Source organism: Agrobacterium vacciniicorymbosi, assembly GCF_040427045.1.
Classification (GTDB): Bacteria; Pseudomonadota; Alphaproteobacteria; order Rhizobiales; family Rhizobiaceae; genus Agrobacterium.
The window spans coordinates 91,096-105,141 of the sequence record NZ_JBETMF010000006.1 but is presented as its reverse complement, the minus strand read 5'-3'; the positions used below and the strand labels follow the sequence as shown (position 1 = coordinate 105,141).

The 14,046-nt window shown below is 58.2% G+C and carries 13 protein-coding genes and 1 pseudogene; 10 read left to right on the top strand and 4 right to left on the bottom strand.

The genetic code is table 11. From position 1 onward, the window contains the following. Positions 1-279 precede the first annotated feature (279 nt). The 6 genes and pseudogenes from ABUK73_RS11300 (at position 280) to queF (ending at position 5,865) form a co-directional block, all read left to right on the top strand. Positions 280-2,469, top strand: a complete 2,190-nt coding sequence (locus tag ABUK73_RS11300; protein ID WP_353577365.1) for an anthranilate synthase — start codon at positions 280-282, stop codon at positions 2,467-2,469. 68 nt (positions 2,470-2,537) lie between these two features. Beyond that, a complete protein-coding gene (locus ABUK73_RS11295; protein WP_353577364.1) occupies positions 2,538-3,221 on the top strand; it encodes a TIGR02117 family protein in 684 nt (227 codons plus the stop codon). Positions 3,222-3,310: 89 nt separating this feature from the next. Then, positions 3,311-3,943, top strand: a pseudogene (locus tag ABUK73_RS11290) (LysE family translocator). 24 nt (positions 3,944-3,967) lie between these two features. Beyond that, the gene (locus ABUK73_RS11285; RefSeq protein WP_353577363.1) at positions 3,968-4,354 is read left to right on the top strand and encodes a glyoxalase superfamily protein; all 387 of its coding nucleotides are present in this window, start codon (positions 3,968-3,970) and stop codon (positions 4,352-4,354) included. A 125-nt stretch (positions 4,355-4,479) separates the two neighbouring features. Further along, positions 4,480-5,397, top strand: a complete 918-nt coding sequence (locus ABUK73_RS11280) for a cation diffusion facilitator family transporter (protein WP_353577523.1) — start codon at positions 4,480-4,482, stop codon at positions 5,395-5,397. Between the two features lie 3 nt (positions 5,398-5,400). Beyond that, positions 5,401-5,865 (top strand): preQ(1) synthase, encoded by a 465-nt coding sequence (gene queF, locus ABUK73_RS11275; protein WP_113088491.1) that lies wholly within the window; start codon positions 5,401-5,403, stop codon positions 5,863-5,865. Between the two features lie 62 nt (positions 5,866-5,927). Here queF and ABUK73_RS11270 read toward each other — a convergent pair whose 3' ends face one another. Together ABUK73_RS11270 and ABUK73_RS11265 are read right to left on the bottom strand one after the other, a co-directional pair. Continuing rightward, complete coding sequence (locus ABUK73_RS11270; protein ID WP_353577362.1) at positions 5,928-6,677, bottom strand: DUF2076 domain-containing protein; 750 nt, start codon at positions 6,675-6,677, stop codon at positions 5,928-5,930. A 109-nt stretch (positions 6,678-6,786) separates the two neighbouring features. Then, a complete protein-coding gene (locus ABUK73_RS11265) occupies positions 6,787-7,377 on the bottom strand; it encodes a HupE/UreJ family protein (RefSeq protein WP_353577361.1) in 591 nt (196 codons plus the stop codon). A gap of 220 nt (positions 7,378-7,597) precedes the next feature. On the opposite strand from ABUK73_RS11265, the gene ABUK73_RS11260 reads away from it, so the two are divergent. Then, positions 7,598-8,179: an ATP-dependent Clp protease proteolytic subunit gene (locus ABUK73_RS11260; RefSeq protein ID WP_113088494.1), complete on the top strand. Its 582-nt coding sequence runs from the start codon at positions 7,598-7,600 to the stop codon at positions 8,177-8,179. Between the two features lie 84 nt (positions 8,180-8,263). On the opposite strand, the gene ABUK73_RS11255 is transcribed toward ABUK73_RS11260, so the two are convergent. Then, positions 8,264-9,325 carry an SDR family oxidoreductase gene (locus ABUK73_RS11255; RefSeq protein WP_353577360.1) on the bottom strand — a complete coding sequence of 354 codons (1,062 nt, stop codon included), beginning with the start codon at positions 9,323-9,325 and terminating at the stop codon, positions 8,264-8,266. Positions 9,326-9,423: 98 nt separating this feature from the next. Here ABUK73_RS11255 and ABUK73_RS11250 point away from each other — a divergent pair, with 98 nt between their 5' ends. Continuing rightward, complete coding sequence (locus ABUK73_RS11250; RefSeq protein ID WP_062448821.1) at positions 9,424-9,801, top strand: winged helix-turn-helix transcriptional regulator; 378 nt, start codon at positions 9,424-9,426, stop codon at positions 9,799-9,801. Here ABUK73_RS11250 and ABUK73_RS11245 read toward each other — a convergent pair. Beyond that, a complete protein-coding gene (locus ABUK73_RS11245) occupies positions 9,798-10,472 on the bottom strand; it encodes a spermidine synthase (RefSeq protein WP_353577359.1) in 675 nt (224 codons plus the stop codon). The two genes, ABUK73_RS11250 and ABUK73_RS11245, sit on opposite strands and share 4 nt — an antisense overlap. A 181-nt stretch (positions 10,473-10,653) precedes the next feature. On the opposite strand from ABUK73_RS11245, the gene ABUK73_RS11240 reads away from it, so the two are divergent. Beyond that, positions 10,654-11,841: a benzoate/H(+) symporter BenE family transporter gene (locus ABUK73_RS11240; protein ID WP_353577358.1), complete on the top strand. Its 1,188-nt coding sequence runs from the start codon at positions 10,654-10,656 to the stop codon at positions 11,839-11,841. Between the two features lie 471 nt (positions 11,842-12,312). Continuing rightward, positions 12,313-14,028 (top strand): 2-isopropylmalate synthase, encoded by a 1,716-nt coding sequence (gene leuA / locus ABUK73_RS11235; protein WP_353577357.1) that lies wholly within the window; start codon positions 12,313-12,315, stop codon positions 14,026-14,028. Positions 14,029-14,046: the final 18 nt, after the last annotated feature.

Genomic DNA, 14,046 nt, shown 5'->3' with positions numbered 1-14,046 from the left:
CTCCCCTGTTGCGGCAGAGCCAGAACGTCTCAGCCCGCTTTCGGTTCAAACCTCCATGCAAATCCGCTTGCCATCCCGCGCTGTTGGAGCTAACAATTTGCGTCATGAACAACATGGCTAAGAACATTGTTATCTGGTGGTGGGGCAGCTTTACGCGGCCTTGAGCACCCATGTCCTTAGACTAAGTCCAAGCCGCCCGAAATCTCAGGCGGCTTTTTTGTTATTATGCCGCCTGTCATCGGGCAGAAGTTATCAGGCAAAAACGGGAAGTGCGAAGAAATGGTAACGATCATTCAGGATGACGGGGCGGAAATTTACGAGACCAAGGGCGGCATCAAAGTGTCGCGCCAGCGCCGTGCCGCCGATTATGCCAGCGCCATCGACAGCTATGTCGAAGGGCTGGACGAGCGCCGTGGCGCGGTCTTCTCGTCCAATTACGAATATCCCGGTCGCTACACCCGTTGGGACACGGCCATCATCGATCCACCGCTTGGCATTTCCTGTTTTGGCCGCACCATGTGGATCGAAGCCTACAATGGCCGTGGCGAAGTGCTGCTGTCCTTCATTGCCGAAAAGCTGAAAGCCACGCCGGATTTGACGCTGGGCGAAAGCACCGCCCGTCGCCTGGACCTCATCGTCAACGAGCCTGACCGGGTCTTTACCGAGGAAGAACGCTCAAAAATACCGACGGTGTTTACGGCCCTGCGCGCCATCGTCGATCTGTTCTATTCCAGCGCCGATGCGGCCATCGGTCTGTTCGGTGCTTTCGGATATGATCTGGCCTTCCAGTTCGATGCCATCAAGCTCTCGCTTCAGCGCCCCGAAGATCAGCGCGACATGGTTCTCTTCCTGCCGGATGAAATTCTGGTGGTGGACCATTACTCCGCAAAGGCGTGGATCGACCGCTACGATTTCGAAAAGGACGGCGTGACGACCCATGGCAAGGCGGAAGAGATTGCGCCGGAGCCCTTCAAGACGACCGATACCATTCCGCCGCGCGGCGACCACCACCCCGGCGAATATTCGGAGCTGGTGACCAAGGCCAAGGAAAGCTTCCGCCGTGGCGATCTGTTCGAAGTGGTGCCCGGCCAGAAATTCATGGAGCGTTGCGACAGCAACCCATCGGCCATTTCGCGCCGGCTGAAGGCCATAAACCCGTCGCCCTATTCCTTCTTCATCAATCTTGGCCATCAGGAATATCTGGTGGGTGCCTCGCCGGAAATGTTCGTGCGCGTCTCCGGTCGCCGTATCGAGACCTGCCCGATATCAGGCACCATCAAGCGTGGCGATGACCCGATTGCCGATAGCGAGCAAATCCTCAAGCTGCTGAATTCCAAGAAGGACGAGTCCGAACTGACCATGTGTTCGGATGTGGATCGCAACGACAAGAGCCGCGTTTGCGAACCCGGCTCGGTCAAGGTCATCGGCCGCCGACAGATCGAAATGTATTCGCGTCTCATTCACACGGTGGACCATATCGAAGGCCGTTTGCGCGACGATATGGATGCGTTTGACGGGTTCCTGTCCCACGCATGGGCCGTGACGGTGACAGGTGCGCCGAAGCTGTGGGCCATGCGCTTCATCGAAGGCCATGAGAAGAGCCCGCGCGCATGGTATGGCGGTGCCATCGGTATGGTCGGCTTCAACGGCGATATGAATACGGGTCTGACGCTACGCACCATTCGCATCAAGGATGGTATTGCCGAAGTGCGGGCGGGAGCAACCCTGCTCAACGATTCCAACCCGCAGGAAGAAGAAGCCGAAACAGAGCTGAAGGCATCCGCCATGATTTCTGCTATTCGCGATGCAAAGTCCCAAAACTCCGCCGCTACCAAGCGTGATACGGCAAAGGTTGGAACCGGCGTCAAAATCCTGCTGGTGGACCATGAAGACAGCTTCGTGCACACGCTGGCCAACTATTTCCGTCAGACGGGTGCGACCGTGTCCACCGTGCGTTCGCCGGTGGCCGCCGAGATATTCGACCGCTTCCAGCCGGACCTCGTCGTTCTGTCTCCCGGCCCCGGCAACCCCAGCGACTTCGATTGCAAGGCAACGATCAAGGCCGCCCGCTCGCGTGATCTGCCCATTTTTGGCGTCTGCCTTGGCCTACAGGCGCTGGCGGAAGCCTATGGCGGCGAGCTTCGCCAACTGGCCATTCCGATGCATGGCAAACCATCGCGCATCCGCGTGCTGGAACCCGGCCTCGTCTTCTCCGGTCTCGGCAAGGAAGTCACGGTCGGTCGTTACCACTCCATCTTCGCCGATCCGGCCACGCTTCCCCGCGAATTCATCATCACGGCGGAAAGCGAAGACGGCACGATCATGGGTATCGAGCACAGCAAGGAGCCCGTCGCCGCGGTGCAATTCCACCCGGAATCCATCATGACGCTGGGTGGCGATGCCGGTATGCGGATGATCGAAAATGTGGTCACGCATCTGGTGCGCAAGGCAAAGGTCAAGGCCGCCTGAGCGGATAAGCACGACCTGCGGCGTTATGAAACGCCGCCGCCTCCCTTCAGCCGCGCAGGTGATGCAGAGTGAAGTTTTTCAAACATCTATGCATGCTGCTGACGCTGATTTTGGTCTGCGTTGCTGCGGGTACCTTGCTGCCAAGACCGATCTTCGGCGAAAAATCCGATATCGCTGACACCACGCCCCATAGCGTCCTCATCCTCAGCAACCCCATCCACACCGATATCGCCCTGCCTGTCGATGCAGAGCTTCTGGCGCGGTTTGGGTTTCTGCGCGAAGGCGATCTGGAGATCGATAATCCCGGTGTCCGGTATCTCGTTTTCGGTTGGGGCGGACGGGCTTTCTACACGCAAACCCCGACATGGGCCGATTTGAAGCCGCTTCCGCTGTTCAAGGGCGTCACGCTTGACCAGTCCGTCATGCATGTCGCACTTGCCGGCGAGATACCGCTTGTCGATTCGGGTGTCACCGCGCTCAACCTCTCCGACGCAGACTATCAAAAGCTGCTGGCATTCATTCTCGGAAGCTTTGCCCAGCCCCAGGGCAAACCGGTCCCGCTGCTCGGCCAGTCCTATGGCAGGGATGACGCGTTTTTCGAAGGCGTCGGATATTTCAACGCGCTGCTTGGCTGCAACACATGGACGGCTGCGGCTCTCAGACATGCGGGCCTGCGAACAGGATGGTGGACGCCATTGCCACCGCTTTTGACGACGTCGTTGCGGCTGCATAACGATATGCCAAATCCCTGATGTGCTTGCGCGTTCCGGGAATTGACAAAACCATTCAAGCGGCTGCAAGTATCTGCTGGGTTTGAAAATGGTGTTTAGGCTTCGCTCCGATGATCGATTTCCATCAGCTTCTACTGGTTTACGTCGCCTACATTATCGCGGTCGCCAGCCCCGGTCCCAGCAACATGACCATCATGGGTATCGCCATGAGCGAGGGCAGGGCGCCTGCCATCATTCTCGCGCTCGGTGTCATGACGGGCTCGCTCTGCTAGGCTGCTGTCGCGGCGACGGGCCTGTCTGCCGTGCTCGCGACATTTGCCAACGCCCTTTTCATTATCAAGATCGCCGGTGGTCTCTACCTGCTCTATCTGGCCTACAAATCCGCTCGCTCAGCCTTTGCCAAGGCACCGCAGGCGCAGCCCGGCGACGTCGTCAATAGCAGGCCGGATTACCCAAAGCTGTATCGCCGCGGTCTGCTGCTTCACCTCACCAATCCCAAGGCCGTCCTCGGCTGGCTCGCCATCATGTCGCTCGGGCTCAAGCCCGGTGCAGGCCCTGCCACTCTCGCAGCCATCATCGGCGGCTGCGCCATGCTCGGCCTCATCATCTTCTGCGGCTACGCGCTGCTGTTTTCCACCGCACCCGCCATCCGTATCTATCAGAAGGCCAAGCGGTCTATTGAAGTAACGCTTGCGCTGTTCTTCGGCTTTGCGGGTATCAAGCTGCTGTTGAGCAGGGTCTAACTAAATATTCCACGGGAGCTTAATATGTCGAACCTGCCCCACTTCACCCGCGTCTGTCCCATCCTGCGCATCTTCGATGAGACCAAGGCGCGCGAGTTCTATGTGGAGTTCCTCGGCTTCTCGGTGGATTGGGAGCATCGGTTTGGAGAGAATTTTCCGCTCTACATGCAGGTGTCACGTGCCGGACTGGTCCTTCATCTCAGCGGGCATCATGGCGATGCGACGCCCGGTTCGAACACTTTCGTCAATACCGCGAATGTGGAATCCTTCCAGCGTGAACTTGCAGTCAAGGACTACACGTTCATGAAGCCGGGTGTCGAGAAACTGCCTTGGGGGCTTCAAATGGAGGTCACAGATCCATTTGGAAACCGCATCCGTTTCTGCGAGCAGAACGGGGCGGAAAGCGCTTGACCTCACGCCCACTTTAAATCATAGAAGCCGCACATATGAACCGCCCGCACGGAACCTCCGTGCGGGCGGTTCATGCGTTTTGGGGTCCATTTCTGCAATTCATTCTCAACCGCACGGGGCAGGTCATGAACAGTCAGGGTAACGCTCTCGTCAGAAAGCTCGCTTTCTGGGGCATCCCTTTTTCCATCACGGTGCTGGGGCTGAAGCTTTTGGCTTGGTGGGTCACGGGCTCGGTCGCGCTGCTGTCGGATGGTCTGGAATCCACCGTCAACGTTGTCGCAGCCTTCATTGCCTATTTCGTCATTCGTTATGCGCAAAAGCCTGCCGATGACGATCACCAGTTCGGCCACCATAAGGCGGAATATCTCTCTGCCGTGGTGGAGGGCGTGCTGATCGTCGTTGCCGCGTTGCTGATCGTTAAGGAAGCGTGGGGCGGCCTGATGGCGCCGCATCTGCCGGAAGCGCCAGCGCTCGGTCTTGCGATCAATGCTTTCGCGGGCATTCTTAACGGCATCTGGGCGACGGTGCTGATCCGCGTCGGAAAGAAGCAATCGTCGCCAGCGCTTTTGGCGGATGGGCAACACATTATGTCGGATGTTGTCACATCAGGCGGCGTTCTGATCGGCCTCGTGCTGGCAATTGTCACCGGTTATGCGATCCTCGACCCTATTCTCGCCATCGTCGTTGCCATCAACATCCTGTTTCAGGGCTCGAAGGTCATCATGCACTCGCTCGGCGGCCTTATGGACCGTGCGGTGGAGCCGGAAGAGGACGAAGCAATCAAGAAAGCGATTGCGGAGAATTCCGCCGGAATTCTGGGCGTGCATGACCTGAAGACCCGCAGGGCCGGGGCGGTCGCCTTTATCGATTTCCATGTGGTGGTTCCCGCTGCTTTGTCCGTGGGGGCGGCACATGATATTTGCGACCGGCTGGAAGATGCCATAAGAGAGGCCATACCCGGTGCCGTGCTCGCCATTCATGTGGAGCCTGAAAGCGAACAGGCGCATGGCGTTCGGGTCGAGTTTCAAGAAGCAGGAGTTTAAACCATGTCAGTCACGGATGTTTCCGGCCTGTCGCAACTGGGCGCGCAAGTCGCAGCCCCCGAAAGCCCGGAAAAGGCTGTTCTGGAAAAAGTGCCGAACGGCAATGCCGGTACGGATTATGTCGTGCGCTTCACCGCACCGGAATTCACCTCGCTGTGCCCCATGACCGGCCAGCCGGACTTCGCCCATATCGTCATTGACTATATTCCGGGTGATTTTCTCGTTGAATCCAAGTCGCTGAAGCTGTTCCTGCATGCCTTCCGCAACCACGGCGCATTCCATGAGGATTGCTCGGTCTATATCGCCAAACGTCTGGTCGATTTGCTCCAGCCAAAATGGCTGCGCATCGGCGCCTACTGGTATCCGCGCGGTGGCATTCCTATCGATGTCTTCTGGCAGACCGGCGCGCCACCGGAAGGTGTCTGGTTGCCGGAACAGGGCGTCGCGACCTATCGCGGTCGCGGCTGACCCCCATCAAAGCAATTCCAGCAAAAGTGAAGCGGAATTGCGTTAGCAAAGAACTGTTCGATTCAGGCGAAGCTGTCGCCATCGCCTGAATCGAAATCCGCATCGTCATTGCTGTCGTCGTAATCTGCCTGCTGCAGATTATCGTTGTTGTCGGTGGCATCCTGCTGCGGCTTGTCGTCATCGCCATAGTAATTGTTGATGACAGTCTCCTCTACAGGCGCGTTAGCGCCGCCCGAACCGCCAAACGGTGAACCCCAGCCAGTCGAAGCGACGTGGTTCGAGAAAATGCCGCTTAGCGAATTGGCCAGCAGCATGCCTCCCGCCACACCCGCCGCAGCCCCAAGTGCGCCTTGCAGAAAGCCGCCGCTGCCGCTTGGGCGTCCGAACGCCGATGGTTGCTGGTTGTTCCAAGGTCCACTAGCTTGCGGCGCATCGGGTGCGCGGCCCCATGGCCCCTGTGTTTGGCCAGATGTATCATTGCGATAAGTCGGAGCAGGCGTTGGTGCCGGTGCCTGCTGCTGGCTGCCGCCAAAAATCGAGCTCAGGAAGCCGCCTTGCTGTGCCTGCTGCGGGGCGGTGTTGCCGCTTTCCAGCTGGTGAATGCGTTCTTCCAGCTGGCGAATATGCGCCGCTGCCGCTTCCAGCCCCTTTTCCTGCACGATAACGGCTTGGGCCAGATAATAGGGAGAGGCGGGCTGATCACGCACGGCTTGGCTGATCAGCGTTTCCGCTTCCGCATCGCGCGGCGTGGAGGATGCGGATTTGACCCTGTCGAACAGGGATTTGAGCAGTTGGGTTTCTTCTGGTGACATCGGTTGCCTCCTTGGCGTGTCGAGAAACGCACATCAAGGAAGTAGGGTTCAATTCCGGCTTTTGAAAGCCGGAATTTTCTTACATTTTTGTAAGGTTAAAAGCCAGTCTTCAACCGCCGAAAACCAGCGAAAGACCGGCCAGCGCCGTCAGGCCACCGACGATGCGTGCAGCGACCGTTCCAAGCTTTGCAATGCCCAGCCCCAGCGCAATACCGGCAACATGCAGCAAAGCCGTTGCAATCACGAAGCCGACGCCGAACTGAAGCGCGCCAGCGCTGCCCAGTTCACCGCCATGGGCATGGCCATGAAACAGCGCAAAGACGCCAACGATGCCAGCCGCGACGCTCACCGGAACGCGCGTCGCCATGGCCACCAGCAGGCCGAGTGCGATAACGGAAGCTAGAATGGCCGGTTCCACGAAGGGCAGCTCGATGCCGCCGAGTGCCAGCAGGAAGCCAACGGCCATCGTCCCGACGAAAGCAGCGGGAACGATGAACAGCGCGTTCTTATTGTTCTTCGATGCCGCAATCTGCGCGGCCCAGATACCGACGGCGACCATGACGAGGATGTGGTCTGCGCCGAACAGCGGATGCGAAAACCCGGCCATGAAGGAGCCGTGTTCTTCCGGGTTCAGGTGTGCAAAGGCTGGCAGTGCGGTAAGGCCAAGCGTTGCTGCGGCGAGTGAAAGTCTTTTGAACATCGTTCCCTCTCGAAATTTTTACATGCGCGGCTCAAGAGCGCTTGGGTCGCCCGCTGGGCCGCGCAGTTAACGATATCGTAGTCATGAAGAGCCTGTCCATGCGTCATTTGCCGGTGCCCTGTTTATTAAGCAGTTCCGCGCCTTGCCTTTTTCACTCATTGTTTTACGAAACAAATCACACTATGTCCGGTAGGTAATGAATTACGTTGGAGACCGCCACATGAACGAAGAAGAAGACGACAAGAGCAAGGAACTGCCGATCGGCAAGGAAACGGAAGCGAATCTTTTCAAGTCGCGTTCGATCTTCATCTATGGCGGCATCACGCAGGAACTGGCGCAGAAGGTTTGCACGCAGCTCGTGGCACTTGCTGCTGCCAGCGATGAAGACATCCGCGTTTATGTTAACTCGCCCGGCGGCCACGTCGAATCCGGCGACAGCATTCATGACATGATCAAGTTCATCAAGCCGAAGGTCTGGATCATCGGCACGGGCTGGGTCGCTTCCGCTGGCGCGCTGATCTATGTATCGGTGCCGAAGGAACGTCGTATCTGCCTGCCAAACACCCGCTTCCTGTTGCACCAACCATCCGGCGGCACACGCGGCATGGCGTCCGACATCGAAATCCAGGCACGCGAAATCATCAAGATGAACAAGCGCCTGATCAAGATCTTCTCGGTGGCCACAGGCCAATCGGAAGAAAAGATCGCCAAGGACATCGACCGCGATTACTGGCTGGGTGCCGAAGAAGCCGTGGCATATGGCCTTGCTTCGCGCATTGTTACGTCGCAGGGCGAAATCTAAGGCGTTAGCTTTTGCTTACTATCAAACCCGCACCGGCATGGCTGATGCGGGTTTTTTAATGCTTTGAATCAAGCCAATTCGCTTTCAAGGAATGAGACGGTTCTTCCGCAGCGTTTCGAACAGGCCAAAGAATGCATCGTCCGTCGGCTGGTATTCCCTGAAACCCAGACGGCGGCTTTTGCTCATGTCGGTGACGACTTCGATGGGGCGACCCAGATCGGCATCGGTGTGCCATGGTGATGCGAGGCGGGCGAGGTCTGGCTCGGCCAGATTTTCGCGCGCTGCGATCTTGCTCCAGATATCAGCATCATCTTTCATCTGCTGCTCAAGCGGAATGACGGTGCCATCGAAGGATGCGGGTTCGATGCCGAACCAGTCTGCGATGCGGCCCCACATCCAGCTCCAGCGGAAGATATCGCCATTGACCACGTTGAAGGCTTCGTTGCTTGCCTCTGGCGTTTCGGCTGCCCAAAGCAATTGCTTGGCCAAGAGGTTGGCATCCGTCATGTCGGTCAGGCCGTTCCACTGCGCGGCAGAGCCGGGGAACCGGAAGGGGCGGCCCGTTTCGCGGCAGATGGTGGCGTAGACCGCAAGTGTCGTGCCCATGTTCATGGCGTTGCCGACCGCCTGACCGATCACAGTGTGCGGACGGTGGACGCTCCACGAGAAGCCATCGCGCTTGGCGGCGGCAAAGACTTCGTCTTCCTGTGCATAATAGAAGTTTTCGACATCGAGACGGCCTTGCTCTTCGCGGAACGGCGTCTGCGGCAGCTTGCCTTTGCCATAGGCCTCGAAGGGGCCAAGATAGTGCTTGAGGCCGGTGACCAGCGCTACATGGTGGATGGATTTGCCGAGGCTGAGGCCATCCAGCAGATTGCGGACCATGGCGGAGTTGACGCGGATGTTTTCCGCTTCGCTATCCTGTCGCGCCCATGTGGTGATGAACACCGCATCCGGGCGTACATCAGCCAGGGCCTTTGCTGTTTCGACTGCATTTTGCAGATCGGCGGCGACGGGAATGATGCTTTCCTGCTGGCCCGGTTTGCGCGAAAGGCCGTAGACCTGCCAGCCCTGTTCCAACAGAAGATTTGCCGTGGCGCTGCCGACGATCCCGCTTGCGCCCACCACCAATGCCGTTTTAACCATGCTCGAACTCCATTTTTGCAAGAGCTATAATTAGGCATCCCGCGCACCATCGTGTAGACGGCACGGATTGGGGACATGGATACCAAAGGGTGACCACGATGAAACCGGGAAGCAATGAGGCCGAATGGCGTGAGGACTGTGCGCCGAGACGCGTGCTGGAATTGTTCTCGACCAAATGGACGAGCATGATCCTGCATGCGCTACATAAGCTGCATGATGGCGCTGCCCGCACCGGCGTGCTGGAGCGCAGCCTGCCGGGCATTTCCAAGAAAATGCTGACGCAGACCTTGAAGGAAATGGAGCGGACAGGGCTGATCACGCGGCATGTGCATGCGACCAGACCGCCCGCTGTGGAATACAGGCTGACACCGCTTGGAGAGAGATTCATCGAACCGGTGGAGATGCTTTATGCCTGGGGCAGGGATAATGCCGATGCGCTGGATGCTCTCGGGGAGCGCTCTACGTCGCGGCGTTAAGCCTTGGCCGCCAGCCACAGCGTATGGCGCGCGCCGCCGCGTTTGCCATTGGCGCGAACACTGATCTCGTCTGTCGCAAAACCGGCCTGCCGCAAACGGCGGGTGAAGGCGGCATCCGGCCCTGAAGACCAGACCGCGAGTACGCCTTTCGGGCGCAAGGCTGTTCTGGCGGCTTCGAGACCTTCTCGATCATAAAGACTGTCATTGGAGGGGCGCGACAGTCCGTCCGGTCCATTATCGACATCCAGCAGAATGGCGTCATAGGCGGCCTTCTTCGAGCGGATGAGTGCACCGACATCGCCGACATGGATGTCGACGCGGGCGTCGTCCAGTGTGCCCTTGTGCAGATCCGCCATCGGCCCGCGTGCCCACTCCACCACCGCTGGCACTAGTTCCGCCACGGTCACGCGGGCATCCGAAGGCAGGGCGCCAAGCGCTGCGCGGAGCGTGAAACCCATGCCAAGCCCGCCGATGAGCATGCTCTGGCTTGCACGCCCCCCAATGCGTTCGCAGGAGAGCGTCGCCAAGGCCTCTTCCGAGCCACTCAACCGGCTGTTCATCAGCTCATTTGAACCCAGCATGATGGAAAATTCCTGGCCGCGCTGCTTCAGGCGCAGTTCGGTGCCATCACCGGGAATGGCTGCACGGTCAAGTTCTATCCAAGGAAGCATTTGTTATCTCGCTGTTTGATGGCGCGGGTTTACACGGGCTGGATGGCGAGAACAACAGGGCAGGGTGCAGACCATGCACAAGTCAGGCGCGAGTACCCTCGCCGGAGAAAGCAACCTTGCCAGCGCATGCATTTTTTGATCTGGAATGATGACCGCGTTTTCTCCGTGCCAGAGCCCAGCCATGTTAAAAGAATTCTCTCTCCAAAGCCTGTTCATGGGCCTGCTGACAGCCTTCGTCGGCTTTGCCAGCTCCTTTGCCGTGGTGCTGCAGGGGTTGAAGGGTGTCGGCGCGACGGATTTCGAGGCGGCATCCGGGCTGATGGCCCTGTCGGTTTCCGTCGGCCTTTGCGCCATCCTTCTCTCCGCCATGACGCGACTTCCCATCAGTATTGCATGGTCTACACCGGGTGGCGCGCTTCTGGCGGCAACGGGGGTGATCGAGGGTGGTTTTCCAGCAGCGGTGGGTGCATTCATCATCTGCGCGGTGCTGATCATCATCGCAGGTCTTTTCAAACCGCTCGGGCGGGCGGTGGCTTCCATTCCGACGCCGCTCGCTAATGCCATGCTGTCCGGCGTCATTATCGGCCTGTGTTTTGCGCCCATCAAGGCCATCGGCTTCAACCCGTTGCTCGGCCTGCCGATCATTCTGGCGTGGATCGTCGTTGGCGCTTTCAAACGCCTGTTTGCGGTGCCAGCAGCCCTAGCCGCCTTCGTGCTGGTAATGATCTTTGGCGTCGATATTCCCGCAGGCGCGCTGGATAGTGTTGCGCAGTCGCTTGTTCCGCCGATGGAATTCGTCATGCCGGTGTTCAACCTGCAAGCCTTGATCTCCATTGCCTTGCCTCTGTTCATCGTCACCATGGCCTCGCAGAATATTCCCGGTATCGCCGTGCTGAAGGTCAATAATTACGATCCGCAACCGGGACAGCTGTTTGCTACGACCGGTCTGTTCTCGCTGCTCGCCGCGCCTTTCGGTGGCCACGCGGTCAACCTCGCCGCCATCACCGCCGCCATGTGCGCAGGCGAAGATGCCCATCCAGACCCAAAGCGCCGTTACTGGGCAGTCATCGTCAGCGGCGTAGGTTATGTGATTTTCGGTCTTCTAGCCGGCGCTGTCACGGCCTTCGTGGCGCTGGCCCCGCCTATCCTCATTCAGGCAGTTGCAGGTCTAGCTCTCGTCGGAGCGTTCTCCGGCTCAGCGGTCGCCGCCTTCAAAGACCCCGAAACCCGCGAGGCCGCCGCTATAACCTTTCTTATCACGGCATCGGGTCTGTCGTTTGGTGGTATTTCAGGCGCTTTCTGGGGTTTGCTCGGTGGTGGATTGATGATGGCTTTGACCAGCTTCGTCGCTAATCGCAGGCGCTCGTAATTTGTGGAGTATTTGATGGTGATCAAATCGCCAAAGAATAAGGACAAATGTGATGTGACGCCTCTCATTAGAGGCGCTGAATGGATTGGCGTCTTGAAGGCTTTTTGGACCACAATGTCTTCGACTTTAAGGAATAAAGGCCAGGACAATAAAATTGACAACGAATGACGGTCTTGGCTTGCAACGAAAAATTTCGCCGCTTATAAGATTCGCTATGACCAATCGCACCGCAACCATTTTCGGCATGAGCACGCAGATTTCTGCGAAGGCTTGCCCATGCGGTGCACTCTCGCTTCTTAGCCTCGACCTTACACGCGGTTGCCGGGTCCAGTGAGGAGCGCCCGGCGGCCGAAAGCCCGCTGGTGCCAATGCTCCTCAACTCGAAATCTCACTTTATACTGGATTTAAGGCCCGTTTGGGCGCGCATCTGCCAAGGCTTTTTCAGCCGCGATGCGTGGAAGGAGCAAGATTATGGACGCCAAGACCTCTCAGATTTCCAAGGGCATGCCGGACGCGAACGTGAAGTATCGCCCATACCCTGTCATCGATATCAAGGACCGCACCTGGCCTTCGAAAACCATAGACAAGGCACCGATCTGGTGTTCGGTCGATTTGCGTGATGGCAACCAGTCGCTGGTCAACCCGATGGGGCATGACCGCAAGGCGCGCATGTTCAAGCTGTTGCTGGAAATGGGCTTCAAGGAAATCGAAATCGGTTTTCCATCCGCTTCGCAGACGGATTTCGACTTTGCCCGCTGGTGTGTGGAGCAGGGCGGAGTGCCTGAAGATGTGTCGTTGCAAGTGCTGGTTCAGTGCCGCCCGGAACTGATCACGCGGACCTTCGAATCGCTGGAAGGCGCCAAGAACCCGATCATCCATTTCTATAATTCCACTTCCGAATTGCAGCGTCGTGTGGTGTTCGGCAAGGATGTGCACGGCATCAAGCAGATCGCCGTCGATGCCGCCAAGATGATCACTGACATGGCGGCCAAGGCCGGTGGCGGTTATCGCTTCGAATATTCGCCGGAAAGCTTTACCGGCACGGAGCTGGAAGTGGCGCTGGAAATCTGCAACGCAGTTGTCGAGGTGGTGAAGCCGACGGCGGATAACAAGCTGATCCTCAACCTGCCGTCCACGGTTGAGATGGCGACGCCGAACATCTATGCCGACCAGATCGAGTGGATGTGCCGCAACATCGACAACCGCGAAAACGTTATCATTTCGCTGCATCCGCACAATGACCGTGGCACCGGCATTGCAGCCACGGAACTGGGCCTGATGGCAGGCGCCGACCGCGTGGAAGGTACTCTGTTCGGCAATGGCGAGCGCACCGGCAATGTCGATGTCGTGACGCTGGCGTTGAACATGTACACGCAGGGCGTTGACCCGGAACTGGATTGCCGCGATATCGAGCGCATCAAGTCGGTCTATGAATATTCCAACGAAATGACGATCCCCGAGCGTCACCCTTATGTCGGTGAACTGGTGTACACGGCCTTTTCCGGTTCGCATCAGGATGCGATCAACAAGGGCATGAAGGCGATCAAGGTTGCCAACCATCCCGTCTGGGAAGTGCCTTATCTGCCCATCGACCCGAAGGATGTCGGTCGGTCCTACGAGGCGATCATCCGCATCAACTCGCAGTCCGGCAAGGGCGGCATCGCCTATATTCTCCAGCAGGATTACGGCCTGAACCTGCCCCGTAATTTGCAGGTGGAATTCCGCGAGGAAATCCAGCGTATTACCGATGAAGAAGGTGTGGAACTGCCCGCCAAGCGCATCCATGACCGCTTCATCGAGCAATATGTGACGCAGCCGAATGCACGCATCAAGTTCGTGGATCACCATACCTATCCGGCTGGCGACTTCCGCGGTGTGCGCGTGGTGGCAGCCGAAATCACCGACAAGGGCGAGATCAAGCGCATCGAGGGCAAGGGAACAGGTCCCATCGATGGCTTCATCAACGCACTGTCCACCTATCTCGGCATCGATCTGTCGGTGAATGACTACTCCGAACACTCGCTGCAACACGGCTCCAACGCCTCGGCCATCGCCTATGTCGAGATGGAGCATCCCGGCGGCAAGCTGTTTGGTGCGGGTATTAATACCAACATCGTGGCGGCTTCGCTGGAGGCAATTGTGTCTGCGGCGAACCGGGTGTTGGAAGAGCGGGCTGCGAAGGGCTGAGACAACATGCAATCACGT